25 protein-coding genes are annotated in these 26385 nt (G+C 62.4%); 9 read left to right on the top strand and 16 right to left on the bottom strand.

Translation table 11 applies throughout. The annotated features are described in order from the left end of the window. Positions 1 to 33 precede the first annotated feature (33 nt). Positions 34 to 2763 (bottom strand): cation-translocating P-type ATPase, encoded by a 2730-nt coding sequence (locus AC1D75_RS16120; protein ID WP_495516341.1) that lies wholly within the window; start codon positions 2761 to 2763, stop codon positions 34 to 36. Positions 2764 to 3051: 288 nt separating this feature from the next. On the opposite strand from AC1D75_RS16120, the gene AC1D75_RS16115 reads away from it, so the two are divergent. Beyond that, positions 3052 to 3564 (top strand): nitroreductase/quinone reductase family protein, encoded by a 513-nt coding sequence (locus AC1D75_RS16115; RefSeq protein WP_495516340.1) that lies wholly within the window; start codon positions 3052 to 3054, stop codon positions 3562 to 3564. Positions 3565 to 3758: 194 nt separating this feature from the next. Here AC1D75_RS16115 and acpM read toward each other — a convergent pair whose 3' ends face one another. The 4 genes from acpM to adhP all read right to left on the bottom strand — a co-directional run bounded on the left by acpM (position 3759) and on the right by adhP (position 8597). Then, positions 3759 to 4055, bottom strand: a complete 297-nt coding sequence (gene acpM, locus AC1D75_RS16110; protein WP_495516339.1) for a meromycolate extension acyl carrier protein AcpM — start codon at positions 4053 to 4055, stop codon at positions 3759 to 3761. Between the two features lie 45 nt (positions 4056 to 4100). Continuing rightward, entirely contained in the window at positions 4101 to 4913 is an 813-nt protein-coding gene (locus AC1D75_RS16105) for a hypothetical protein (protein ID WP_495516338.1), read from the bottom strand. A 92-nt stretch (positions 4914 to 5005) separates the two neighbouring features. Then, complete coding sequence (locus tag AC1D75_RS16100) at positions 5006 to 7498, bottom strand: ATP-dependent Clp protease ATP-binding subunit (protein ID WP_495516337.1); 2493 nt, start codon at positions 7496 to 7498, stop codon at positions 5006 to 5008. A 70-nt stretch (positions 7499 to 7568) separates the two neighbouring features. Further along, positions 7569 to 8597, bottom strand: coding sequence for an alcohol dehydrogenase AdhP (gene adhP / locus AC1D75_RS16095; RefSeq protein ID WP_495516336.1), 1029 nt, complete (start codon positions 8595 to 8597; stop codon positions 7569 to 7571). A gap of 554 nt (positions 8598 to 9151) precedes the next feature. Between adhP and AC1D75_RS16090 the strand changes: the two genes are divergently transcribed. The 3 genes from AC1D75_RS16090 (at position 9152) to AC1D75_RS16080 (ending at position 11364) form a co-directional block, all read left to right on the top strand. Then, complete coding sequence (locus AC1D75_RS16090; RefSeq protein WP_495516335.1) at positions 9152 to 10042, top strand: universal stress protein; 891 nt, start codon at positions 9152 to 9154, stop codon at positions 10040 to 10042. A 109-nt stretch (positions 10043 to 10151) separates the two neighbouring features. Then, positions 10152 to 10799: a response regulator gene (locus AC1D75_RS16085; protein WP_495516896.1), complete on the top strand. Its 648-nt coding sequence runs from the start codon at positions 10152 to 10154 to the stop codon at positions 10797 to 10799. Positions 10800 to 10911: 112 nt separating this feature from the next. Next, complete coding sequence (locus tag AC1D75_RS16080; protein ID WP_495516334.1) at positions 10912 to 11364, top strand: Hsp20/alpha crystallin family protein; 453 nt, start codon at positions 10912 to 10914, stop codon at positions 11362 to 11364. Positions 11365 to 11395: 31 nt separating this feature from the next. Here the strand turns inward: AC1D75_RS16080 and AC1D75_RS16075 are convergent, their stop codons facing one another. The 5 genes from AC1D75_RS16075 to AC1D75_RS16055 form a co-directional block, all read right to left on the bottom strand. After that, positions 11396 to 12727, bottom strand: a complete 1332-nt coding sequence (locus tag AC1D75_RS16075; RefSeq protein ID WP_495516333.1) for a GAF domain-containing sensor histidine kinase — start codon at positions 12725 to 12727, stop codon at positions 11396 to 11398. A 358-nt stretch (positions 12728 to 13085) separates the two neighbouring features. Beyond that, positions 13086 to 14144 (bottom strand): alpha/beta hydrolase, encoded by a 1059-nt coding sequence (locus AC1D75_RS16070; protein ID WP_495516332.1) that lies wholly within the window; start codon positions 14142 to 14144, stop codon positions 13086 to 13088. A gap of 140 nt (positions 14145 to 14284) precedes the next feature. Next, positions 14285 to 15523 (bottom strand): CaiB/BaiF CoA transferase family protein, encoded by a 1239-nt coding sequence (locus AC1D75_RS16065; protein WP_495516331.1) that lies wholly within the window; start codon positions 15521 to 15523, stop codon positions 14285 to 14287. Continuing rightward, on the bottom strand, positions 15520 to 16992 hold the full coding sequence (locus AC1D75_RS16060) for a dihydroorotase (RefSeq protein ID WP_495516330.1): 1473 nt from the start codon (positions 16990 to 16992) through the stop codon (positions 15520 to 15522). Before AC1D75_RS16060 ends, AC1D75_RS16065 begins: the two co-directional genes overlap by 4 nt. A 59-nt stretch (positions 16993 to 17051) precedes the next feature. Beyond that, positions 17052 to 18419, bottom strand: a complete 1368-nt coding sequence (locus tag AC1D75_RS16055) for an FAD-dependent oxidoreductase (RefSeq protein ID WP_495516329.1) — start codon at positions 18417 to 18419, stop codon at positions 17052 to 17054. Positions 18420 to 19006: 587 nt separating this feature from the next. Here AC1D75_RS16055 and AC1D75_RS16050 point away from each other — a divergent pair. The 4 genes from AC1D75_RS16050 (at position 19007) to AC1D75_RS16035 (ending at position 22061) form a co-directional block, all read left to right on the top strand. After that, positions 19007 to 20074 carry a class I SAM-dependent methyltransferase gene (locus tag AC1D75_RS16050; RefSeq protein WP_495516328.1) on the top strand — a complete coding sequence of 356 codons (1068 nt, stop codon included), beginning with the start codon at positions 19007 to 19009 and terminating at the stop codon, positions 20072 to 20074. Positions 20075 to 20144: 70 nt separating this feature from the next. Continuing rightward, positions 20145 to 20399, top strand: coding sequence for a hypothetical protein (locus tag AC1D75_RS16045; protein ID WP_482139565.1), 255 nt, complete (start codon positions 20145 to 20147; stop codon positions 20397 to 20399). After that, positions 20396 to 21208 carry an IclR family transcriptional regulator gene (locus AC1D75_RS16040; RefSeq protein ID WP_495516327.1) on the top strand — a complete coding sequence of 271 codons (813 nt, stop codon included), beginning with the start codon at positions 20396 to 20398 and terminating at the stop codon, positions 21206 to 21208. The genes AC1D75_RS16045 and AC1D75_RS16040 overlap by 4 nt, the downstream gene beginning before the upstream one ends. Further along, positions 21198 to 22061, top strand: a complete 864-nt coding sequence (locus AC1D75_RS16035) for an HpcH/HpaI aldolase/citrate lyase family protein (protein ID WP_495516326.1) — start codon at positions 21198 to 21200, stop codon at positions 22059 to 22061. Before AC1D75_RS16040 ends, AC1D75_RS16035 begins: the two co-directional genes overlap by 11 nt. Positions 22062 to 22236: 175 nt before the next feature. On the opposite strand, the gene AC1D75_RS16030 is transcribed toward AC1D75_RS16035, so the two are convergent. From AC1D75_RS16030 to AC1D75_RS16010, 5 genes are all read right to left on the bottom strand, one after another. Further along, positions 22237 to 23181, bottom strand: a complete 945-nt coding sequence (locus AC1D75_RS16030) for a PfkB family carbohydrate kinase (protein WP_495516325.1) — start codon at positions 23179 to 23181, stop codon at positions 22237 to 22239. Then, positions 23181 to 23306: a hypothetical protein gene (locus AC1D75_RS16025; protein WP_495516324.1), complete on the bottom strand. Its 126-nt coding sequence runs from the start codon at positions 23304 to 23306 to the stop codon at positions 23181 to 23183. Before AC1D75_RS16025 ends, AC1D75_RS16030 begins: the two co-directional genes overlap by 1 nt. 148 nt (positions 23307 to 23454) lie before the next feature. Beyond that, positions 23455 to 23748 carry a putative quinol monooxygenase gene (locus AC1D75_RS16020; protein ID WP_495516323.1) on the bottom strand — a complete coding sequence of 98 codons (294 nt, stop codon included), beginning with the start codon at positions 23746 to 23748 and terminating at the stop codon, positions 23455 to 23457. A 127-nt stretch (positions 23749 to 23875) separates the two neighbouring features. Then, entirely contained in the window at positions 23876 to 25081 is a 1206-nt protein-coding gene (locus tag AC1D75_RS16015; protein ID WP_495516322.1) for an alpha/beta hydrolase, read from the bottom strand. A gap of 46 nt (positions 25082 to 25127) precedes the next feature. Beyond that, positions 25128 to 25337, bottom strand: a complete 210-nt coding sequence (locus tag AC1D75_RS16010; protein WP_495516321.1) for a hypothetical protein — start codon at positions 25335 to 25337, stop codon at positions 25128 to 25130. 25 nt (positions 25338 to 25362) lie between these two features. On the opposite strand from AC1D75_RS16010, the gene AC1D75_RS16005 reads away from it, so the two are divergent. Further along, complete coding sequence (locus AC1D75_RS16005; RefSeq protein WP_495516320.1) at positions 25363 to 25911, top strand: CGNR zinc finger domain-containing protein; 549 nt, start codon at positions 25363 to 25365, stop codon at positions 25909 to 25911. Between the two features lie 34 nt (positions 25912 to 25945). On the opposite strand, the gene AC1D75_RS16000 is transcribed toward AC1D75_RS16005, so the two are convergent. Further along, complete coding sequence (locus tag AC1D75_RS16000; RefSeq protein WP_495516319.1) at positions 25946 to 26347, bottom strand: Rv0313 family protein; 402 nt, start codon at positions 26345 to 26347, stop codon at positions 25946 to 25948. Positions 26348 to 26385 lie beyond the last annotated feature (38 nt).

Here is a 26385-nt window from a genome sequence, read left to right as displayed (position 1 = left end):
CTGATCCGTAGTTGAGCGGAGATCGTTCGACCATCAAGCTGCCGGCCGCCGATCTATCGGCCAGACCCTCCGCACCACGGCTTTTCGGACCTCTTCGATCCACAGCACGGATGAGGCGACCGCAATTGCGAAGAACCACTGGGAGCCGGTCAGGAAAGTGGTGTCGAAGAGATCTTGAAGGGCGCCGACGTTGATGACCGCGATATGCAAGACGATGATCGCCACGAGGGACAACCAGATCGTGTGGTTGGTGAATGTCTGCAGCGAGAACACGGAGACCCGATCCGAGCGCACATTCAGAAGGTTGAAGACCTGATAGAAGACGAACGTCGTGAACCCCAGTGTCGTATCAACCAGAGGATCATCGGCAGTTTCCGGGAAGATCTCATCGGCCCCGGCGATGACGAGAATCGTGCCCGTCGCCATGACAATTCCCAGGGCAAGAATCCGAAGTAGTCTGTTGCGGTTGAGGAGTCGTTCGCTCGGGGAACGCGGCTTCTGTCGCATCGTGTCGGGTTCGGTCGGGTCGACGCCGAGCGCAAGCGCAGGCGGACCGTCCATGATGATGTTGACCCAGAGGATCTGGATCGCCGTGAACGGTGTCCCACCGGCGATACCGGCCACTCCCGCGGTGAGGAAGATCAACACAAAGCCCCACGCAGTGGTGAGCTGGAACTTCACGAACTTGATGATGTTCGCGTAGATCCCACGCCCTTCCTGCACCGCCGCAATGATTGTTGCGAAGTTGTCGTCGGTCAGAATCATCTTCGCCGCGCCCTTGGAAACGTCGGTGCCGGTGATACCCATGGCGATACCGATATCGGCTTGTTTGAGGGCGGGTGCGTCGTTGACGCCGTCACCGGTCATGGCCACCACTTCGCCGGCCTCTTGCAAAGCCCGGACGTAGCGAATCTTGTGCTCGGGTGCCACACGAGCAAGAACGCCGTATCTCGCTGCGCGCTCGCGTAGTTCGGCGTCGTCGATCGTGTCGAGATCAGTTCCCGACACGGCCTCACCGACGATCCCGAGATTACCGGCAATCGTCGATGCCGTCGTGAGGTGATCACCGGTGATCATGTGCACGGCGATGCCGGCCCCCCGCGCCGTCTCGATGGCTTCCCGGGCTTCGGGACGCGGCGGGTCGAGGATGCCGACCACGGCGTACACGGTCAAACCGTCGACCGCGTCGAACAATCCTTCTGCATCCTCGGGAAGGCGCTCGAGCGTCTTGCCGGCAATCATGAGGGTACGCAGACCATCTCGTGCCAGCTCATCGACAATCGCCGCCAATGCCGTCCGGTCTTCATCGGTGAGCACCCGATCACCATCGATGTCGCGCACCTGGCTCGCGCGTGCCAGCAACGGTCCCGGCGCGCCTTTTGCGTAACAGCGAACCCCAGGGGTGTCGTCGGGACGATCCTGGTGCACATGGAACGTCGCCATGAACTTGTAGTCGGAATCGAACGGGACCTCGGCCACGCGCGGATAGCTCCGGCGGGCACCGACAACATCCACGCCGCCCTTCTCGGCAAGCACCACAAGTGCGCCTTCGGTGGGATCGCCGACCAGCACACCCTCGGAAACACTGGCGTCGTTGCACAATGACATCGCCAGGAACGCACGGCGGAAATCGGGAAGAGCTCGCTCGCCGTCGGTCAGGATCTTGCCCTCGGTGGTGTAGCCCGAGCCCGTCACCCGAAAGGTTTGACCGGCGGCCTCGAAGCGACGCACCGTCATCTCGTTGAGAGTCAGCGTGCCGGTCTTGTCCGTGGCGATCTGCGTTGTACTGCCCAGTGTCTCGACGGCAGCCAACTGTTTGATGATGGCACCACGCTTGGCGAGCCGGGAGGCCCCCATCGCCAGTGTGAAGGCGACGACCGCGGTCAGACCCTCCGGAATCGTTGCCACCGCGAGAGATACGGCCGTCAGCAACATGTCTGACCACGATTCACCTCGAATGAGCCCGAGTACGAACACGATCAGGACCACAACAATTGCAACGACAGTAAGCAGCGTGGCCAGCTGATCGATACGGCGCTGCAAGGGGGTCTTGTCGGCACCGGCGGAATGCAGCAGCGCTGCAATGGTTCCGAACTGTGTGTTCATCCCGGTGCCGGCCACAACCATGGTGGCTCGTCCGCGGGTGACCTCGGTGTTCATGAACAGCATGTTGGTCCGGTCCCCGATGGGCAGATCGGGATCGTCAAGCACCGCAGTGCTCTTGTCCACCGGGTGCGATTCCCCGGTCAACGCCGACTCGGCGACCTGCAATCGGGCGGCCTCGACCACCCGACCGTCGGCGGGTATGACGTCGCCGGCCTCCAGCAGCACCACATCGCCCGGCACGATCTCGGTGCGGGGCACGTTCTGCACACGCCCGTCGCGTCGAACTCGCGAGACCGCCACGGACAAATCCCGGAGGGCCTGCAGGTTGCCTTCTGCCCTGGTCTCCTGAACGTAATTGAGCACCGTGTTGAGACTGATCACCGCAAGGATGACAACGGGCGTCTCCCATTCGTGAGTGACGGCAGCGCTGACCGCCGCGGCGATGATCAGCACCACCGTCATCTTGTCGGCGAGCAACCGGGCAATTCTGCGCCAGGTCGGGATGCGGGCGGCTTCATCCAGGCTGTTCTCGCCATGGTCCGCAAGGCGCCGACGCTGGTCCTCACTCGACAGACCCTGCTCGATATCGACGTCGAGATCCTCGACAATTTTCGCCACGCTCGCAGTATGCGTAACGCTCTGTACCTGCTCGGACATTCAGCGCTCCTCACCGGGCTCATCAGAGGTTGCCCAAGAGACCTTTGGCGCACAAGCTGATCCGCGCAAAAGTCGGAACAGACCGATCCAGACGAGACCACACTGCTCCGGCCACTCGCCCCAAGCGGTTCGCACTCGGGCCCATCACCGACGTGGGTCGAACCGGGAAGTCGATCGACCGTGCGGCAATTTCGAGATTATCTCAGCCGAACGCCGCTCACATACGGGTTGACGGGCGAGGGTGAAAGTGAGTTCATGTTGTGACGACCAGCTTTTGGGGAGGCGCTGATGACCGAGGACAGCCGGAGGCAGGCACGTAGCAGTGGACCGTGGTGGTATGCCCCGAAGAGGTGGATGTATCGGGGTGGTCGCCCACATGCGCTGGCCCGAGCGATGAACTCGCTGTCGGCGTGGATGTACGCCCGAGGCTGGTTGACGATGGGGCGTGCGGCCACGCTGGTGGTTCGCGGCCGACGCAGCGGCAAACCCGTATCGGTGCCGGTGGTGGTCACCGATTCTGGGGATTCGCGCTATCTGGTGTCGATGTTGGGAGATGACGCGAACTGGGTGCGCAATGTGCGCGCGGCTGATGGCGAGGCGACGCTCGGTACGGAGCCGGTGCGCCTCATCGAAATCCCCGTCGATGAACGAGCGCCGATTCTGCAGCGCTATTTGCAGGTGGCGCCCGGAGCCCGGCCCCACATCCCGGTCACCCGCACCGCATCGCTATCCGAATTTCGCAGTGTCGCAGGGTCTTATCCCGTATTCCGGATCGAGCAACACTTCAACGGCCCCGTCTGACTGTCCGCGCCCTGCACGGAAGGCAGCACAATCGACAATGCATCAACTACGTCGGAATCGCCGGCAGAATTCCCTGCGCGATAACCGCGCACAGGATCAAATCAGCCAATGTTTCGAATTGGCTCAACACTTGGCGAGATGCAGATCGAGCTATTCGTATGCCCGAATTGATCGGGCGAAACCGTTGGAAACAATCAGTCTTGTTCCTGGATTCGTGCCCGGATAGCCGCCGCAGTGTCGGCGTTCTCTGATTCGAGTTTCTGGATATAGGCGACCGCATCGCCGACAGTGCGCAAAGCGGAGAGGTCTTCGTCGGGGATCTTGACGCCATACTTGTCTTCGGTTTGCACGGCGATTTCCACCATCGACAACGAGTCGATGTCGAGGTCGTCGACGAACGATTTCTCGATGGTGATCTCCTCTGGCTCAATACCGGTGACCTCTTCGATGATCTCGGCTATGCCGGCGATCAATTCTTGTTCAGTAGCCATGAGCGGATGTCCTCTTCTCGGAGTTGGGTTGCAGCTGTCGGATATTCAACGGGTTGAAGGTCGGCTCACGTCTGCGGCGACACCGCTGTTCCCGGCGCGGGTCGGGTACCGCGGTGTCGTGCCCGGGCGCCTTCGCAGTTCGAGTTCTGGATAGGAAGGATCGAATACCTCGAAGTGTTCTTCGATGGCTGCGGTGAGGAGCTTCCAGACCTGGTGCGCTGTCGGTTTGCGGTCGTCCCAACCCGATCCGTAAACCTCGACACCGTCCTCGAGGCCGAGTTCACTCGGCGGCATGACCGTGTGCGATTCGGCGCATCCATCGACATGGAGGCCGGGGCAACGATGGATGATGTAGGTTCCCCGGTGGTCCCAGCCCAACGCGGCCGATTGGTCGGGAAAGCCGTTCCATCGCGACTGGGAGAAAACGAGTATCCGCTGCCCCGTGGTCATCTGAACATATTCGCGCGAGGTCGTGTCCGCGCGTCCCAGCGAAGCCGGGAACGCAAGCTCGATACCGTGCGCGCCCATACGTTCAAAACTCGGGATGTCATCGCCGTCGACGACGAACCGCTCCCCGGCGAGATCGGCGACATCGACCCAAACCTGGTGTGCCAGCCGTGTGACGTCGCGCTGCTGATCAGGATCGGGTGTCGGCTCGATAGACATGGCCCGAATCGACGATTTCGAGATACCCATTGCGGTCGCGATCTTCCGGTCGCTGAGCCCTTCGGCCCGCATCAACGCAATTGCCGCCGCAACCACCTGACGTTGCGCCAAATCAGCGACTGAAGTCCGCGTGCGAGCGGCGTCCACCGCTGCCACGGCGACGTCGATGCGGTAGTTGTGCGGGGAAGTCACCGCACGAGTGTGGCACGTTCATCTGCCAGGTGTCTAGAGAATTGGACACTTGGCAACTGCTCCGGTCAGCCGATCCCCGCGCGGCCGCGTCGTCACACCGAGTGTTTCGACGACTCTTTCTCGGTACTGACCTCGGCGCTCTCGTCACCCTGTGCGGCATCGCCCGCATCGAAGGTGATCTTCAGGGTGTCGTCGGCAACATCGACGTTGACGGTGTCGCCCGGAACGAGCGCACCGTCGAGCAGGTATCGCGACAGTTTGTTGTCGAGTTCTCGCTGCACCGTCCGGCGCAGTGGTCGGGCACCGAACTCCGGCTGATAACCGGTGCGGGCCAACCAGTCCTGGGCTGCGGTACTGACCGAAAGCTCGATGTCCTGTGCACGAAGTCGGCGGCGGGTGCTGTCGAGTGTCAGCTCTACGATGGCGCGCAGCTGCTCCTCGTCGAGGCGCGTGAAGGTCACGATCTCATCGATGCGATTGAGGAACTCCGGACGGAAGTGCGAATGCAGACGTTCCATCAACTGCACGGCGATCGTGTCGGCGTCGGGTGTGTTGAGGATCAGATCCGATCCCATATTGCTGGTGAGGATCACGATCGTGTTCTTGAAATCGACTGTGCGCCCCTGTGCGTCGGTGACGCGACCATCATCGAGTAGCTGCAGCAGCACATTGAAGACGTCCGCGTGCGCCTTCTCGACCTCGTCAAAGAGAATCACCGAATACGGCTGCCTTCGCACCTTGTCGGTCAGCTGGCCGGCTTCTTCGTATCCGACGTAGCCGGGAGGTGCGCCGACCAGACGCGAGACCGTGTGCTTTTCCTGGAACTCGCTCATGTCGAACCGAATCAGCCGGTCCTCATCACCAAACACGGCCTCTGCCAGAGCTTTCGCGAGTTCTGTCTTGCCGACGCCGGTGGGCCCCAGGAAGAGGAACGAACCGATCGGGCGACTGGGATCGGCGAGCCCCGCCCGGGCCCGTCGTACCGCCTCGGCGACAACAGTGACCGCCTTGTCCTGGCCGATGACGCGGGAATGCAGCACGCCCTCGAGCGCGAGGAGCTTTGTGCGCTCCTCGGTTGTCAGTTCGGCGACGGGCACGCCCGTTTGCCGGGAGACGACTTCGGCGATGTCCACAACGGTGACATCTTGGGTGCGTCCGTCGGAGGACTCATCGACGGCGCCCTTCTGCGCCGCGATCTCGGCCTTCAATTCCGCAGCGCGGTCGTAGTTTTCCGCCGCAACGGCGGAGTCCTTCTCGCGTTCGAGACGGGCCAATTCTTCTTCTACCGCGCGGGCGTCGGTGTCAGGTGTCTTGGTACGCAACCGCACACGCGCCCCGGCCTGGTCGATCAAATCGATTGCCTTGTCTGGCATGAACCGATCGGTGATGTAGCGGTCGGAGAGTTCGGCCGCAGCAATGAGCGCTTCGTCGGTGTAGTGGACCTGGTGGTGAGCTTCGTAGGTGTCGGCAAGGCCTCGAAGAATCTCGATGGTGTCATCGACCGACGGCTCCGACACCAGGATCGGTTGAAAGCGACGCTCGAGGGCGGCGTCCTTTTCGATGTACTTGCGGTACTCGTCAATGGTGGTGGCACCGATGGTGTGGAGTTCGCCACGGGCCAAGGCCGGCTTGAGGAGATTGCCCGCGTCCATTGAACCTTCGCCGCTCGAGCCCGCACCGACGATGGTGTGTAGCTCGTCGATGAAGATGACGAGTTCATCCGAATGAGCCCGGATCTCATCGAGGATCTTGGTCAGCCGTTCTTCGAACTCGCCCCGATACTTGCTTCCCGCCACGACCTGGCCGATATCGAGGGCGATCACCCGACGGTCCGCGAGAGTGGATGGCACGTCGCCGTTGACGATTCGCTGCGCCAATCCTTCGACAATCGCAGTTTTGCCGACACCCGGATCGCCGATGAGGACCGGGTTGTTCTTGCGTCGCCGGGAAAGGATCTCCACCGTTTGTTCGATCTCGTCCGCACGACCCACCACCGGATCGATGTTCCCCGCACGCGCCTCGGCGGTCAGGTCGCGACCGTATTCCTCCAGCGTGGGCGTTTCACTGTTGCCACCGGCACTCGAACTTGGCTGCACTCCATCAGCTTTCAGATTGCCTGCCAACGCCTGTGCGGCAGGTGTCTCGGCACTCGACGCGATCCCCAGCAGAATGTGCTCTGGCCCGACGTAGCTGGCACCGGCCTGGTAGGCCTGCTGTTGAGCGGTCCGGAGCGCGAGCTTTGTGGCGGGACTGAGTGGGAGGTCGCCGCTGTGCGGCTCGGAGGGAGCCGCGGTGATGCGCTCATACATCTGCGTGGCCAGCTCGTCGGGATCAACCCCCAACTCTCGCAGGATGTTCTGTGAGGTCTCGACCTGCGCTGCGGCGTAGAGCAGGTGTTCCGGTGTGAGCTCACCACTGTTCCACTGCTTTGCGGCTTCGCGAGCCGTTGCCACCAGCAGTTTGGCCTCGTCGTTGAGCAGCCGTCCCAAGTCGACGCGCTGAACCTGCGGACGGGGTCGTTCAGTACCGAAGAACCGGTTGAACATATCGTCGAAGGGACTTTGGTCCATCCAGGGGTTGGTCATCAGCCGTACCTTTCTCTCTCCGGTTCGCCGGCAGCCTCACCATTCGACGACAGTGCCGCGCCAACGCGGTTCAGGTGAGATCGAGAACAATTCGTCCATCGATATCGCCGTCGGTCATGGCAGTGAAGATGTCGTTTATTTCAGGTAACTCGCGCACCGTGTATGTGGGTTCGATCAGTCCCCGTGCGAAGAAGTCGAGCGCTTCCGCCATATCCTTTCGAGTACCGACGATCGACCCTCGCACGGTGAGACCGAAGAGCACTGTGGTGAAGATGTCGAGCGGAAACGCTTCCGGCGGCAAACCGACTAGGGACACGGTGCCGCCGCGACGAAGACCCGCCACAGCCTGAGGAAAGGCATGGGCGTTGACCGCGGTGACCAATGCGCCGTGCACGCCGCCATCGGTGGCCTCGATGATGACCGCCGCCGGATCGGAGACCTTCGCCGCATTGACGCCGATCTCAGCACCATGTTTTTTGGCCAGGTCGAGTTTGGAGTCATCGACATCGACCGCGATCACTCGCCGCCCCATGGCGCACGCGTACTGAACAGCGATATGCCCGAGTCCGCCGATGCCCGAGATCAACACCCAGTCTCCGGGCTTGGTATCGGTGACCTTGAGACCCTTGTAGACGGTGACGCCGGCACACAGGATGGGTCCCACGGCTTTCAGGTCGACGTTGTCCGGAATGATCGGGGCGTACCGGGAGTCGACGAGCATATGGGTTGCGAACGATCCGTCCACGCTGTATCCGCCATTGATCTGGTTGGGACACAGTGTTTCCCAGCCTGTCTCGCAGTATTCGCATTCGCCGCAGGCACTCCACAACCAGGCGTTGCCAACCGTGTCTCCGATGGCAAGTCGTGTCACGCTGTCACCTGTCGCGATGACCTTTCCAACACCTTCGTGGCCCGGAACAAATGGGACTTGCGGCTTGATCGGCCAATCCCCCCGCGCCGCATGCAGATCCGTGTGGCACACACCGGAGTAGTAGACCTCGACCAGGGCTTCGAACGGGCCGGGCGACGGGATCGGAGCTTCCTCGACGACAAGTGGATCGGTGAAACTCTGCACGACCGCGGCCTTCATCATGTCCATTGCTGCGCTGACCCCTTCTGTCCGAAGTTCGTGGTCTCTAACAGAGGGCGGCAACCGCCGATGATGCCACGAATCCCAGTGCATCACGCGTGGCCTCTTGACCGCGCGGGCACAAAGTCATCGAACAAATGCCAAGGGTCACTGGGAGAGGGTCGTGCACGTTGACCTTCGTCAACAACGCAGACCGGGTTCCATGCATCAAACCGGCCTGGACCTCGAAGCGTCATGGACATCCACCGACCGCACGGCCCGCCAAAGCAGGAACTGAAATCTCTTGGGGTGCACATATATCCGGGATAATGCGATCCCTTGATGGAGCGCACGCGCGTCCGGCCGCATCCTGCTGAGATCCGCTCCAGCGGGTGTGCGGACCCACTCACGGACCCTCACCCGACCCAAGTGACCCGGTTGCGGGTTGGTCGACCATCATTCTCATCGCCGATCGGTCCAAGTGCCATTCGGCATTGGTTGCCATGCACTGTGGCACTACCGAACCGGACCGAAAGATGGGACCGTGGTTACGGTATCGCCTGTGCTCGATGTCAGGAGCGAACATGGAGAGCAAACCGATTGTCGTCGGCGTAGACGGCTCGGCAGCGTCTTACGGCGCAGTGCGGTGGGCCGCTCGCGAAGCTGCGATCAGATCGACCCGACTGCTACTCCTCTGCTGTGTCGACGACGACCTGATCACCCTCAGCGACTATCCGATACCTGACGCGTACTTCGATCTCCTCAACGACCGCGCCGACAAGGACCTGGCCGAGGCGAGGTCGTTGGCAGCATCTGAGGTCACCGACGCCGGTGCGGACATCGTCATCGAAACAAAACGTCTCTTGTGCGAACCCCGATTGGGCCTGCAGCGCATGTCGGGGAGCGCGGACCTCCTTGTCATCGGCGCTGAAGGACAGACCCGCCGAGTCCCCGGCCTGCTCGGGAGAGTCGCCGAGGCGTTGACTTCCCACGCGGCGTGCCCCGTCGTGGTGATGCGCGAACATCCGGGTCCGGCGCGGGACACGATGCCGGACACCGTTGTCGTCGGGGTGGACGGATCGAGATCCAGCGAACTGGCTGTGCGTCTGGCGTACGAAGAGGCAGCGTTACGAAACGGTCGACTCGTGGCCATCCATGCGTGGAACTTCACGAGACTGCACCCGGCGTTCAGGGCCGATCACGCGGGACTGTCGTGGGACGACGCCCGTACGGCCGAAGAGGCTGTACTTGCCGAATCGCTTGCCGGATACCGTGAACAGTACCCAGACCTCGAGGTCTCCCAGTTGGTTCTCGACAGCGAGCCGGTCGCTGCACTGCGGGATGCGTCAACCGACGCCTCCCTGCTGGTCGTGGGCTCGCGAGGACGCGGCAACTTCATCGCCCGCGTTCTCGGGTCGACCAGCCGTGTCCTGTTGAACACCGCGTCTTGCCCCGTGCTCATCGCGCGTCCCTGACCCGACTGCTCAAGGCGGTCGACGGACCATTTCCGGCGCCTACAATTGAGGGAGCCTAACTGGGTCCGTCATCACCATTTGAGGAGCACGCCATATGGGGAGTGCAGCTGTGACCTCGGTGTTCTTGGTCGACGACCACGAGGTGGTGCGCCGAGGGTTGATCGAGATCATCGGCTCAGACCCCGATCTGGCGGTGATCGGGGAAGCCGGCACCTACGCTCAGGCGCTCGCCCGGATTCCGGCATTGAAACCCGATGTGGCCGTTCTCGACGTTCGACTGCCAGATGGCAGCGGCATCGAACTGTGCCGGGAGTTGCGCACGAAACTCGACGATCTCCGCTGTCTGATGCTGACGTCGTTCACCGAAGACCAGGCCATGCTCGATGCCATTCTCGCCGGAGCCAGCGGGTATGTCGTCAAGAACATCGCCGGGATGGACCTGGCCAAAGCGATCAAAGATGTCGGGGCAGGCAAGTCGCTTCTGGACAACACCGCGGCCGCGGCGCTCATGGATCAACTCCGCACGCAAGGGGCGACCGGTCCCCTTGACGCACTCACCGAGCAGGAGCAGACGCTTCTCGCGTTGCTCGGCGAGAGTTTGACGAATCGCCAGATCGCCGCCCGGATGCACCTGTCGGAAAAGACCGTGAAGAACTACGTCTCCCGGCTGTTGGCGAAACTCGGAATGGAACGCCGCACACAGGCGGCAGTTTATGCCGCCAAGCTGGACAGGCAGCCCAAGAACTCCGGTCGATAAGGGTTGTCGGCCCTTTCGTTCGGCCGCCACAGCAAGGTCTTTCTGCCCTCCCGCGGACATGTCGAACTCCGGTGAAATAGAGGTAGACCGTAACCGACTGAGAGGTCCCCCGATGAACAAGCCTGCGACAAACAAGGCCGCGACGAACAAGCTTGCGACGCGCCATCCGATCCAGTCGCTAATCCCCGATGTGGCAGATTTCTTTGCCGCGTTTCCTGCACTGGGGTCGATGCGACCGAGTTCGAATCTGATCCGGATCGAAGACGAGTTGACCGACGACAAATATGTCGTGCGTGCCGAACTGCCGGGCATCGATCCGAAGAAGGACGTCGAGGTCACAGTCCGGGACGGCATGTTGACGCTCAAAGCAGAGCGGACCGTTGAGGAGAAGTCCGATACCCGATCCGAGTTCGCCTACGGCTCGTTCATCCGATCGATGCCGCTGCCGAACGGTTTTGTCGAGGACAAGGTCACAGCTGACTACGACAAGGGCATTCTCACCGTGACCGTACCGCTGTCAGAAGCCAAGTCACAGGGTAAGCAGATCACCGTCGAGACCAAGTGAACCGACGAGGCGGTTGACGAGAGGTCCCCCGTCACATCGGCACAAACCACGACAACACCAGACCGGTCCCAGTGTCCGGCGAGGCCAACGTCAGGTCCCCACCGAGTTCTCGCGCACGGGAGCGCAGATTGCCCAGACCGCTGGGAACCACCTCGGTCGGCATGCCGATCCCGTCATCGATGACCTCGACAGTGAGATCGTTGCCGACCGAAATGGTCACGGTGATCGTTTCGGCTGCAGCGTGACGGACTCCGTTGCTCACCGCTTCCCTGACGACCGCGACCACGTGGTCACTCAACTCTGGCCTGACCACGGACAGGGGCCCGCATAGCCGCAGGTAGGTCTTGACGCTGGTATCCCCTGCCTGCTTGTCGATGACCTCGTGTATTCGCTGGCGCAGCTGCGGGGTCTGCGGCCCCACATCCTGCAGGTCGAAGATGGTCGCGCGTATCTCCTGCACCACGTCCTGCAGATCATCGATGGTCCCGGTGAGCCGCCGTCGGACATCCGGAGATCGAGTTCGCTGTACGGTCCCCTGCAAGTTCATTCCCGCGGCGAAAACGCGCTGGATGACGTGGTCGTGCAGGTCGCGTGCAATTCGGTCGCGGTCTGCGAACACCTCGAGTTCGTGGGTACGCCGGTTCGTCGCCGCCACCGACAGTGCCGACGCCGTTTGATCTGCGAAATCCGTAGCCAGTGTCAGCATGTCTTGGCTGAACGGACTCTGCCCGCCCCGGCGGGCAACGACCAATACGCCGTGGATTGTGTCCCCGCCACTCAACGGGACAACCAACGCCGGACCTTCGGTGCTCATGGTGAGGCCCGAGATCTCGACATCCGATACGTCGCACAAGTGCGGCGTCAGCTCGGAGAACACCGTGCCGGCTGGTGATCCTGCGATATGGATGGTGCGACCGACAGATTGCGAAACGCACTCACCTTCGGCCACGGTCACGACGAGGTCGCGGACGAGTTCACGGGGTTGTTCCGGATCCCGCGGTCTGGCGATGAATGCGACATCTCCGCTCGTGAGTTCCCTTGCCTTTCGGGCGATCATTTCCACAACCACGTCGAAGTCCGCACCCGAGAGCAACTCTGCTCGAACATCACTGATGGCCTCGATCCACCCCAATCTCGACCGGGACTCGTCGTAGAGCCATGCACTGTCGACCACCACGGCCGCAGCCGATGCCAGTGCCTCGATGAGCTCATCGGTTTGTACACTCGGTCCTTGCAGATGCGCAATCTGGTCGTGGACTTCGCCGAAGAGGTCACGTACGCGGAGGAGGGACAAATCACCTCGCAGTTGCTGTGAAGCGGCGGACGTCAGTTCCATAAGGTCCCCCGTGGATCGGGTGGTCATGCTGTGTTACGTAACCCACGCTAGTGGCAAAGTGTCTCCGCCGGTTTCCGTTTGATCAAATTCGCTGCAGCAGTTGGAATATCAACTTGAAAATGGAATCTTTCCGGTTATCGGTGGCCATCTGGAGGTTTGCATTGTTCGCTTACGCGACGAACACACAATCGATATAGCGCACCCTTGGTGGCCATATCGGATATATCGACCACAATTCATCGAGCCCATAACAGTTCAATCACATTTGCGTCACAGACATTCGAGCGCTCTTTGGGCCAATCCAGCCCGGTATCGCTTGTATCGCAATACCACAACACGATTTCGATGAATACGTACCACCCGACCCCGACGGTTGCACCCGTGCTCAACGAAACGCGTCGGCCAACGCTGCACCCATCCGATCGACCGCAGCACGGGCATCCGCACTGATCAGAGTCATGTTTGCGAATCCGTGAATCAGGCTGCCTGCGCGATCCAACGTGACGGGCACGCCTGCCGCCGCGAGCCGCTGCGCGTACGCAATCCCCTCGTCCCGAAGTGGATCGAATCCGGCAATGACGACATATGCCGGCGCCAGTCCCGAAAGGTCTTGGGCCAGCAGCGGCGACACGCGAGGGTCACTGCGCATTGCGATATCGGGCACGTATTGGTCGAGGAACCAGTCGATGTGCTCGTCGGTCAGGTACATCCCGTTCGCGAACTCCTGTCGCGACGCGCGTCGAGTGGTCGCGTCGGTGCCGGGGTAGATAAGCAATTGAAGACACGGTGTCACGTCGTCATCTCGAACCTGCTGTGCCACAACAGCACTCAGATTTCCTCCGGCACTGTCCCCGGCGAGGGCAATCCGTGACGGCGAAACACCCCAGCGCGGAGCGGAATTCACCGCGTACCGCCACGCAGTGACCGCATCGTCGACTGCGGCCGGAAACCGATGTTCGGGCGCAAGCCGGTAGTCCACCGACAGAACGTCGGCACCGGACGCGATGGCCAGCCTGCGCACCAGGTTGTCGTGACTGACACGATCCCCGATCACCCATCCACCACCGTGGAAGAAGACCACGACGCCCGTCGATCCCGCTTGAGCCCGATAGCGAGTGATCGGGAGCGTGCCGCCCGGCCCGTCGATCAAATGGTCCTCCTCCACGGCCATCGGTGGAAGATTCTCGGCCATTGCAACCGCGTTGGACCGTAGATCCGCACGAGCCTCGCTGACCGATTTTCCTGCGATGTCAAAGGACTTCAGGTGCGCAGCCACGAAACCTGTCACAGCCATCTCGACGGCCAGCCGGTCACCCTCTGCGTTCACCAGACTTCGTCGACCGGCCATCTCGAGCACTGCCGGCGGGATACGCCCGGCAATCTGCATGACAGTGCGCTGAATTCTGACTCGCGTCGACAGCGACATCGCGGTGGCCTGGCTCACGATCGTGAGAGTACGCGAAACCTACACGCCGTCTACACTTCGAACACAAAATGCCATGACGCACGGGATGGCGCCGACCAGCGCATCGGTGACCGGATGTGAGTCGGCCACCGATGCACTGAACCTACGATCGCCGGAAATCACACCGTCCGGTGTTCGCGCAACGTCGCTATTTCATCTGCATCACAACCGATTTCGGACAGGATCTCGGTGGTGTCCGAACCGTGTGGGCGACCAGTGTGCCGGATGTTGCCCGGAGTTTCGCTCATCCGCCACATCACGTTCTGCATCCGCATGGGACCCAGATCGGCATCATCCACCGTTGTTGTCATGCCGATGTGCTGGACCTGCGGATCCTTGAGCAGGTCGCTCGGCTTGTACACCGGTGCCACTGCGGCGCCTGCGGACTCGAACGCATCGATCACCTCGTCGCGGGTTCGCTCAGCGATCCACGAACCGACGTAGCCGTCGAGGAGATCTGCATGGGCGGCACGCTGACGGCCCGTGGCGAACCACGGTTCGTCGATGACCTCCGGATGCCCGACCAGGCGCAGCACACGTTCGGCGATCGAGTTCGCACTGGTGGAGATGGCGAGCCAGTGATCGTCATTGGTGCGGTACAGGTTCCGTGGAGCATTGTTGCTCGATCGGTTCCCGCTACGCTTCTGATCGATGCCGAGTTGATCGGCATAGATGATGCCCGGACCGACGGCCGTCATGATCGGACTGAGCAGGTCGAGGTCGATGACCTGTCCCTTGCCTGTGCGTTCCCGGTTGAACAGCGCCATCGACACCGCCGAGGTACCGGCGATACCGGCGATCGAGTCCGCCAGTCCGAAAGCCGGCAGGGTCGGCGGACCATCGGCAGCACCGGTGAGGTGCGCGAAGCCGCTCATCGATTCGACCAACGTGCCGAACGCAGGCCGGGCGGAGTATGGCCCCGTCTGACCAAAGCCGGTCACGCGCAGCATGATCAGCCCCGGATTGATCTCGGACAGGACGTCGTAGCCCAGGCCCCACTTCTCGAACGTACCCGGCCGGAAGTTCTCGATCACCACGTCGGCCTCGGCAACCAGACGCCGGAAGATGGCTGCACCTTCGTCACTGCCCAGATACAGCGACAACGTGCGCTTGTTGCGCGAGACCATCTTCCACCAGAGCGGTTGACCGTCCTTTTCCAGCCCATGACCGCGCATGCCGTCCGGACGGGTCGGATGTTCGATCTTGATCACATCCGCCCCGAAGTCACCCAGAATCTGGGCAGCCAACGGTCCGGCCAGGATGGTCGACACATCGAGGACTCGAATGCCGGCCAGCGGGCCGGTCGCAACCGGCCCGCTGGAGACCTCCGAGGAATCGGTGGTCACCGGATCACTCATTTGTACGGGCGGTGCAGGTAGCGACCGGCCGGTGTCCCGGAGACCGCACCGTCGGTCAGCACGCGCTGTCCGCGGACGAAGGTGTCGGTGACCTTGGCCGCCAGCTCGAAGCCTTCGAACGGGGTGTATTCCTGAGCGGACTCCGAATCCTCCGGACGAACCGTCCAGTTGTGATCGGGGTCGACGAGCGCGAGGTCGGCGTCCATGCCGACTTCGATGGCACCCTTGCCCGGGAGTCCGTAACGCTCCGCCGGATTGGTCGCGGTGAGCCGGGCGATCCGCTGCCAGCTCAGTCCACGCTTGCGGCCTTCGCTGACCAGTCCGGGCAGAAGGTACTCGGCGCCACCGAATCCGGACTTCGCGGAGAAGATGTCGCCACGGTCTTCGGCGAACTTCTTCTCGTCCTTGCAGCAGGCGTGATCGCTGACAACCCAGTCGACGTTGCCGGCGATGACGTGCTCCCACAGTGCCTCGACGTCGTCACGGGGACGCAGCGGCGGGTTGACCTTTCCGCCGAGGCCGTACGCGGTGTCGATATCGGCGAGAAGATGTCCGATGGTGACCTCACGCCGGAAGTTGACGTGCGGGAATGCTTTTGCCATCCGCATCGCGGCGACGAATGCCTTGGCCGAACTCAGGTGCAGCAGGTTGATGTTGGGCATCTGCGTCTCGTCGGCGAGGAACGAGGCGATGGTGACGGCCAGACCCTCGGAGTGCTGCGGACGCGAGGCGCTGTACGCGGCGAGACCGGTCAGCGTGCCCTCTTCTTCGACCAGCTTGGTGTACGCGCTCATGATCTCGGCGGTCTCGCAGTGCAGAGACAACGAGATGTGATCGGCCTTGTCGGCCAACTGCTCCCGCGCCTTCTGGATACCACGCATGACGAACTCGAAGTGTGCGATGTCGTACCGCTCGTCCTTCGGGATCATCAGGAATTCGCTCTGGTCGGTGGAGCGACCATGCAGTCCGTGACTACCGTAGAACATGAAGATCTTGAACGAGGTGACACCGTGATCTTCGATCAGCGAAGGGATCTCGGCGATGTGCTCTTTCGACATCGGTGCCAGGTGGTAGGCGTAGTCGACGAAGGGCTTGCCCTCGGTCTGCTCGAGCACCTCGGGGAACACGTCACCGTAGGCGCCACCCTTGTTCAGGTAGTACTGGCCGGTACGCATATACGACAGCGCAGTGGTGACACCACCCTGCACAGATGCCCGTGACTCGATCTCGGCGTCGTCGCCGAGCGGGTTGTAGATACCCCAGTGCTGATGCGCGTCAACGACACCGGGGAAAGCGATGCGTCCGGCAGCGTCGATGACCTCATACGTCGGGTCGACGGGGATCGATGCCTCGATGCGCGAGAACTTGCCGTCGGTGATCAGGATGTCGAGGAACTCGCCCTCTTCCGGATGTTCCGGTCCGGTCTGAACGACCCGTGCATTCTTGATCAGCAGCGATGTACTCGCCATGGTGGTTCCTTTCAACTGGGTGGATGGTGATGCGGCCGAGAGATGTTCTCGGCTGTTTCTCAAAGTGCGGCGAGTACCGAGTTCGCAGCGAGGTATGACAAACCCAAAGCGGGTAGGAGACCGTTCCCGGCGAGGTATCCGGATGCACCGTGGCCGGAGATTCCCATGGCCGCACCGCCCGAGGCATAGAGGCCGGGTATGGGTTCGCCTTCGGTGTGGAGAACCCGTGCCCGACGGTCGACCCTGAGGCCGCCCTGGGTATGGAACAGGGCGGGGACAATTTCCACTGCGGCATAGGGCGCTTCGAGCGTACGTCCGAAGTTCGACCGCCCGAAGGGGTCGGCGGCGGAGCCGTTCGAGTACTCCGCAACGCGGGCGAGTTCGTCGATGACCTGTGCCTGCGGCAGGCCGGTCGCCTCGGCGAGTTGCTCGGCCGAATCGGCCCACACCAGGGCACCAGAGTCCACCGTCTGCTGGAAGTCGGTGAACAGCAGACACCGCTGATGGATCTCTTTGTCGATGACGATCCAGCCCGACGAATCAGGCTGTGCGGCAAGGATCGCGGCGTATTCGGAATAGCCGGTGGTCTCATCGCCGAATCGCTTGCCCTCGACGTTGAGGACCACTCCCCCGTGCATGACCGTCGCCCAGCCCACGAGAGTGGTTGCCTTCTTGGACAATGCCGCATGACCCTGATACCCGTCCAGGAAGGCGGTGTCCGCGCCGAGCCGCCTTCCGATGTCCAGCGCGTCACCGGTCGAGTACTCACTACCGTGATAGACGGCATTTGCGATCTCGGGCAACAGCTCCGAGACCATCGCACTGTTGGCACCGAAACCGTTGGTGGCCAGCAAGACAGCGGTGGTCTCGATCTCCTCGGTTGCCCCATCGGGCGATGTGACAGTCACCGAACACACCGCACCGGAGTCGTCCAGTGCGACGTCGGTGAGCTTGGCCGGGACCATCAGGTCGATCCGCGGATGCGCGGACACCAGCCGGATGAGGTGATCGATCAAGGCGCTTCCGTGCCGGCCCTCGATGGTGTGGCAACGCAGTGCCGAGTGACCGGGGTACGGAAAGTCGGTGACCAGGTCGAGCGGCAGCTCGAGGTCATCTGCCATCCACTCCACCAGTGGTGCACTGACTTCGGCGAGCGCACGGGCCAGCGCCATGTCGACCGCACCCTTGGTCTTGTGGACCATGTCGTCGACAAAGCGTTCGGCCGAGTCGTCGATGCCCGCAGCCACCTGCCAACGCGAACCCGCGCCGGGCACCATCGCCGTCGACATCGACGTGTTGTTGCCACGCCGGAAGTGTTCGCTCGCCTCTACCACCAGTACATCGAGACCGCCTTGCGCGGCGCGCAGAGCCGCAATCAGGCCGCCACCGGCACCGGCCACGACAAGGTCGGGTCCGTTTTCACTCATGAATCGTCACAGTTCTTGGTCTTTCGTCGGAATCGGTTGATCGGTGACCGTCAGTCATTCATCGCGTCGGTAGACCTGCGCCACTGGACTCTCTTCCCTGTCGTGCGGACTGGCCGCGAGCGAAGGATAGTTCACGATCCATCGCCGCCGGTGGCGGCGCGGCGTCGGAACGCGTTCGATCACTGCTCAGATTCGAGGCTATTTGCTAGCTATCGTTTCGTTACACGGAACGTTAGTTGCAGTAAGCGTATTCGTCCACTGCCTACCAAGAAACACGTGGTCACGAAACAGCAATGTTGCACGAAGACACCTTTTTGTCACGAGATGATGTTTAATATCCCTCATACCGGTGCCCTTAAGTCGCCAGTGGGTCCGCTGAGCGGAACAGACCGAAGGCGGCAGACGAGACCAAGGCTCATTAACGAACGGATGTCACATGCGGATTCGCCGCTCATCGGTCGACCGTGCCGTCAATGGTGAAGCCGGCCGGACCGGAGAACAGGTTCCCCACCGAACTCTCCGTCGGCGCCAGTCCTCCAACGATTGATCTCACGCAGACCACCGGTCTCGAAAGACAAGGAACAACGATGAAAACAGGACTCCGGCAGCGTGGTCGCGCCAATTTCAACTTCCTCGCCGATCTGGCCGCGTGGTGCGGTAAAGAACTGCAGTCGGCGGCGTCTGCGGACCTCGACGCACTGACCGAGGGTGTGCAGCTGCCTGAGGGTCTGCAGTCCCAGATCAGGTTTGCCGCGGGTCTGCTGGAGCAGTCCCAGAACTACACCTGGGACAGGTTCTACACCCGATTCTCAGGAGAGCAGCAGTTCGTGGCAGCTCGGGACGCCTACGACGACGGCAGCCTCGCGGTCGAAGCCGAGTACGACGCGAACGCGAACAAGGGTGGAAACCTCGTTCTCGATCCGACGGTCGAGGCACCCAAATACTGGTCGGACACCGAGTTCCACCTCGCTCCTGGCGGATGGGAAGGCCATGAGCGGATGGGCTTCATGATCCATGACTACGTCTACGATCTTCTCTTCGCCACCGGCGGCATCGGCGCGGTCAAGCCCGGTGAGTCGTTTGCGGATCAGCGTCTCCTCGTCGCGAAGGAAGGCCGCCTCCCCTCCTACGAGTCGATACTGGAGTTGGGCGTCGGCACCGGCCGATACGCCGCGGCTCTGCAGCAGGCCTGGCCCGACGCGAAGATCTCGGGTGTCGACCTCGGCCGAACTGAATTGGAGCACGCCAAACTCATCGCAGCCCGCAACGGCTGGGAATGGGACCTGCGTCAGGCGGCTTGTGAGTCGACTCCGTACGGCGACAACAGCTTTGACATGGTAACCGCCTTCATCTTGCTTCACGAGATTCCGGTGCCTGCGGCAAGAACGATCGTCGCCGAGGCCTTCCGGCTGTGTCGCCCCGGCGGCGAGATCATCATCGGCGATGTGGCTCCGTACTCGGAGCAGGATTCGCTGTTCCGGTGTGTGGTTCTCGACTGGGAGACCGAAAACCGCAACGAGCCGTTCTGGCGTGGTGCGCTGCTGCTGGACCGGAGCGCATTGCTGCGGGATGCCGGCTTCGTCGACATCGAGGAATACGGCGTCGGCCCCGGTAAATACCCGTGGGTTGCGCGCGGCGTCAAACCCCAGGCCTGATCGCCCGTCACCCAACGCAACGTCCGCGGACACCGAAACCGACTGTCGCAAAACACGAATCGAGAAGAAGATGAGTAGTCCGTCCTACTTGGAGAACGCGACCAATGACGAACTGGCGCGCATGGTCACGACACTGACCCAGGAACTGTGGATCCTGCGGGACCGCGTGATGACCCTGGAACAGGTACTCGAAGACAACGACGTCGTCACGGTGGAGTCCGTCGACCTCCACGAGCCCGGCGAAGCCCTGTCCACGCGTCTTCGCCGGGAGCGCCAGCGGATCATCCGCAAGGTCCTCGGCGCACCCGTCGGGGTCCGGCGATGAGTGGCGCGGTGAACAACACCACCACGTCGGCCGGCCGGGCCGCAGACATCCTCCTGCATTTCACCAACGGACCGCTCGGCGTATCGCGTGTCGCACGGGAACTCAACCTGTCGAAGGCTGTCGTCCATCGCGTCCTGACCACGTTTGTCGACCGCGGCCTGCTGGTGATCACGTCACCGGACCGCGAGTACGCACTCGGACCTGCTGCCGCAGCGCTCGGCGCGTCGGCTCTGCGATCGTCCCCGCTGCGAGAAATCGCCCGACCGCTGCTGACCGACCTGCAACAGCAGACCGGTGAGACGGCGACGGTGACAGCGATGGCCGGCCGCGGACGGATCTATCTCGACCAGGTCGAAAGCCGCAACGAAATCAAGATGACAGTGGAACTCGGACGTCGCTTTCCGCTGCACACCGGGAGTTCGGGGCGCACGATCCTGGCTTTCCAGACGCAAGCGGTGAACGACGCCGTACTCACCGACCCCCTCGATCGCCTCACCCCTGCGACCATCACCGACCCGGAAGCCCTCCGCGCAAGTCTGCAGGAGATCCGAGAACAGGGTTGGTGCGTCTCCAGTGGCGAAAGGCAAGAAGGCGCATCGTCGATTGCTGCCCCGGTTTTCGATCTCGATGGTCTTGCCATCGGCGCGCTTTCGGTCTGCGGTCCGATCCACCGGATGACGAACGAGGTTCTTCTCGGCTATGCGCCGATTGTGACCGCGGCCGCCGACCAGGTGTCCCGGACACTCGGATGGCGTGGTGGCCTGCCGACCGACAACAGAACGGATACAACCCGTGCACATGACGCCTAGGTCCTGGCTGTACGTCCCTGGCCACTCCGGTTCTCGTATCGAGAAGGCAATCACCAGCGGTGCCGATGCTGTCGTCATCGATCTCGAGGACGCCGTCCCTCCGGATGCCAAGGCGCACGCCCGATCGGCGGCAGTCGCGACGATCGAGCAGTGGGCTGATACACCGGATGCACCACAGATTTGGGTGCGGGTGAACGACACGGCCAGTCCGTGGCACAGCGCAGATATCGAGGCCCTGGCCGGCACGCCCCTGGCCGGCAGTTCGGTGGGTGGTCTCCGGATACCGAAGGCCGAAGCGCCCGAATTGATCCGAGCCATCGGAGACGAGACCGGTATCCGGATGCAGCTCTTGGTCGAGTCTGCACGTGGCCTACTCGGCGTTGCTGCGCTCGCTGCGGCACATCCCCTGGTCACCGGCATCAGTGCCGGTGAAGCCGACCTCGCCGCCGACCTGCGGGTACCGACATCCGGACTGGCCTGGTCACGAGGCTGGTTGGTCGCCGCGGTCCGGGCCGCCGGACTGGAATCGCCGATCCAGAGTGTCTACACCAACGTGTCAGACCTCGACGGCCTGCGGGCAGACAGCGAATCCGGCCGCGATACCGGGTTTTTCGGCCGTTCGGTGATCCACCCCCGGCAGATTCCGATCGTCCACGATGTATTCACTCCGGCATCGGCCGAGATCGATCGGGCTCAAGAGACCGTCGATGCCGCTGTGCAGGCACAGTCAGAGGGAACCGCCGCCTTCATCGACAAACACGGACGCTTCGTCGACAACGCCGTTGTCGAACAGGCGCGTGCCGTACTCGCCCGCGCCCGTACGGCCCAGACTTCGGCAAGCGCTCAGCGCTGACTGGTGTGTCTGGTCCCGTATTGCGCACGATTGGCACCGTCAGCGATCTGATGAACGCACTCATCGATTGATCCGTTCCCTCACCGCGCCGATCCACGGGGGCTCCGCGCGGTGAGGGGACATGACTGGACCCGGTTCCGTCGAGGTCGACGGATCGTGCAGATTTGGCCTTCTCCTACTCGGATACTCGCCGGGATGCCGCCAACGCAGCATCAATCTCATCCGCTCGCGGCATCCCCGCCCGCGCACCGACGTGTTCCACCGAGAGGGTGGCAGCAGCCATGCCACGCAAACTCGCATCCTGTACGGGAACTCCGGTTGCCAGGGCAGTCGCGAATACTCCGTTGAACGTGTCTCCCGCACCAGTGGTATCCCGCACGGTGACATCTGATCGAGCAGGCAACGTCGTCGTCACTCCCCCCGGCTCGACGACCAAGACTCCATCTGCGCCAAGAGTCACGACGACCGCAGCCTTGGTGCGGGCAGCGACCTGCACCGCCATATTCCCCACCGAGGCGTCACCTTCACCTCCGAGCAATCGGTATAGGTCACCCAGTTCAGACGCATTGGGGGTGACCAAAGGTGCAAGTGGCAGGAGGTCCACCAGCCCTGGCGTCACCGGCGCCGGGTTCAGCACACACCGAATCCCGTGAGTGGAAGCAGATTCGACCGCGGCGATCACTGCTTCCGAAGTGATCTCGGTACTGACCAGGACACAGTCGGCCCACGTCGCCGCTCGCTGCACCGCTGCCCGCACCGATGCGGGGTCGACAGCGGCGTTCGCCCCGGCGCCGACCGCAATCTGATTCTCCCCGCCGGCATCGACCACGATCAGTGCCATACCCGTCGAAACCCCATCGAGCACAGCCACATCTGTGACGTCGATGCCTTCGGCGCGGAGTTCGGCCAGAGCACCAGTGCCGGTATCGTCTGGCCCAACCGCTCCGCAATAGCGGACCTCCGCACCTGCCCGTGCAGCAGCGACGGCCGCGTTTGCACCCTTTCCGCCCCCATGGCGCTCGACCCCGGGACCAACAACCGTCTCACCCGGACCAGGTAACCGGTCGGCCGTCACCACGAGGTCGACGTTGACCGCTCCGACAACGAGCACCCGAGCCATCACTTTTGACGTCCGATCAGGCACACCGATTGCCGGAGCACGGAACCGGTCGTGCTGATCGAAACGTCCGCGCCGTCACCGACGTCCGCCATCGTGGGTTGTTTGACCGTGCGGTCAGTTGGCATCACGTCACCTTCACCTGAGATCTTGTCGCCTGAATGTGCTCTGGCCCATGACAGTATCGAACTCCGCGGGATCCGCCTGAGGAGGCCGACCGCGCGGAACGTGATCCTCGGCATCGAATCGGCAGGTGGCAGTGACACTTCCGCAGCGTCATCCATCGAATAGGGATCGCTCGCCGGTGACTTCGTATTCCGCCACCGCGGCGAAGCGAATGGCCGCACCTTGGTCGTCACTCGGTCCGCCGCTTCGGAATTTTTCGACAGCCCCCTGCGACTCCCACCGTTCGAAGATGTTGATACGGGCGGAGTCGATCGGGTCAGCGGAGATCGCGAAGTCGAGACATCCTGCTGCACGGCGGGCATCTTCGACAACGCTGAGGCAACCGGCGAGGTAGGCCTCTCGCTGCCCGGCTTCGATTGTGATGTGTCCAGCAACGATGACCATGTTGCACTCCGTCCCGGTCAGCCTTGAGTCGTGGTCGAACGCACTGTTCATATAGACGCGAAGTGTGCAAAGAACTCACCGCAGATCAGGAAGTTCTCCGGCGCGGGTTACTCCACACCAGCGGAGTTCATGGCTCCATCAAGCGAGCCAACCAGGGCGTCGAATCTGCGGGTGAGGCGTTGACCGTGCCGCTGTGGTCCGTCGGATACACACGCAACGTCACCGGTTGCCCGTTGGCGGTGAGCGCGGCAGCCAAAGTCAACGCGAATGGGGCCGGAACGTCGACGTCAAACAATCCCTGGCCGAGGAAGATCGGCCTGTCGTAGCCACGATCGGGTGTGGCCAGGTATTCCTGCACTGCGGCAGACAAGCCCGGCACTTCGGCCAGAGGCTTGCTGAAAAGCGTTCTCGAGTCCAGATCTTTCGTGAGTTCGGCCATCGCCGGAAGACAGAGTGTCTTGGCTTGATCGATGACTTGTACGGCCTGCGGTGTCAGCGCAGAGCGGGTGGCGACGTCGGGGCGGGCATCGAGAAACCCGGCGAGGATGTACACCATGTATGTGGTGAGTCCGGGTGGCAGGGCAAACGGTGGAAACGCCGGCCCGAACAAGCTGCCCGGATACTCGATGTAGGCGGGCGTGCCGGTGGCAACAACACCTCGATAGTCGAGCCCCGATCCGGTGGACAGACCTGTCGCCCGATGAGCAGCACCGAGCGCAGCACCTGCACCCTGGGATTGGCCGACGATGGCCCATCGTTTCGCCAACGGCACGCCGACGAACTGCGCTGCGATCACCGAGTCCACGAGGTTGTGCCCGGCCGCTTCGGTACCGAGATACTGCATGAGCCCGGGAGTCCCGAGTCCGGCGTAGTCGGTGGCAACAACGGCATAACCCTGTCGCAGCCAGTGTCCGAGGTAGGCCGCGTCGCGGGCGGACCGAGGAAGGGCCGAAGGTGTGCAGTCATCACCGAGTCCGGTGGTGCCATGGGCCCAGGCGATGACGGGCCAGCCGCCGCCGGGTACCGCTCCGTGGGGAATGAACACAGCGGCGGTACTCGTCGTGACATCCGAATCAGCGGAACGCCTTGTGGTGTAGAGGAATCGGCGAGAAATCGCTGCGTCGGGAAGTGACAATGCGGGGTCGAGTTCCGTCTGCGCAACGATCTCCCCAGGAACAGATCCCACAGGGGCCCGAGTGTCTCGCGCGTCGATGCCAGACCATTGTGGAGCCACGAACGCGGGCATGTCGTCCGCTACGGCAGGGCTAACGGTTGCCAAGGCGGACATGATTCCAGCGACCGCGATGAACACGACGACGCTGTGAAATCTCATACCGTTCGATGCTAGCCCTGACCGGACTGTCCATCGCGCGATCGCATCATTCGGAGCCGAGTTCTGCACTGATCCCGTCCGGCACGACGCGCCCGGGTGTCCACAAATCCACCCGACGGGTCCCGCAGCGAACACAACGCTGGTAGATCACCACCCCGAGCGAGGTCGAATGCCGCGATTCACTGGACCAGGCGTGCTCGCACGCCGACGTGAGCGTGGATTGCGCCGCCGATTGCGGTTCGCTGGATGAACTCATGCACCCACAATGATGTAATGGCCTTATGCATCTCAACCCTTACGGGGAGTATGCCGTACTCCTTGCCGCATCCCTGGCCGACGATTGGCCGGAGTCACGAAGCGGCATAGTCGAACGGACCCGCAGATTCGGCATGACCATGGACTTCCCCGACGAGCCGACCGACCACCACCGCACGCGCGCCGTGATCGATCAGTGGCTCGATGTCGTCGACGCCGAAACTCCCGACGCGCGGGCGGTGAAACTGAATGCACTGATGAAACAGGCGACCGCCTACCCTCGCCTGACCGACCACGACGGCGAGGGCTGGCATCTGCACTACCGCGACGACGGGCAAACGCTGCCAGAGGTACTACTGGCCGTGATCAGCGTCGGTACCGCGCTTCACCTCACCACCCGTGGGATGAATCGACTGTCGCGATGCGCTGCCGGTATGGCACCCGGTGACCCATGTGTCCGCGTCGTCGTCGACATCACCAGAAACGGACGGCAACAGTACTGCTCAGTTCGGTGCGCAAACCGGGCCGCCGTGCGTCGACATCGGGCCGGGCATCGAACAACAGGTATCCGCTGATCCGCCGAGATACGTTGGCCGGCATCGCGATCGGTTATGTACTGCTGTCATCAAGGACGCCGACAGACACCCCGTACGGCAGGAATCGAACCTTACGTCGAACGTCGACATTGTCTTTGTGTGAACGCAGGGCGTCGAGCTCCGACGCGAACACCTGGTCGATGCGCGCTGTTCCGTCGTCATCGACCGTGTAGATGGCCCACACACCGTCGCCGGTGTCACCCGTCGTCTCCCGCGGGGGCGCAGAAGGCTTCGCCTTCGCCGCGGAGCTGCCGAACATCGACTCACTGAAGAAAGCCACGAGTGGCTGATCAGCGCCTGATTGCGACATCCCTTTGGCAACCTGGCCGAACAGATCGCGAAGTCCGTCACCGGCTTCGCGAGCGATGCGGTCGATGTCTTCGGGATCGAAGCCGAACGGTCCGTTGGTGCTCATAGATCTCACTCCTTGTAGTGGTCGCCTCCAGTGTGCAC

This window comes from Williamsia sp. Y712, assembly GCF_059445525.1.
The sequence above is the reverse complement of the archived record's forward strand: the minus strand, read 5'-3'. Positions and strand labels throughout refer to the sequence as shown.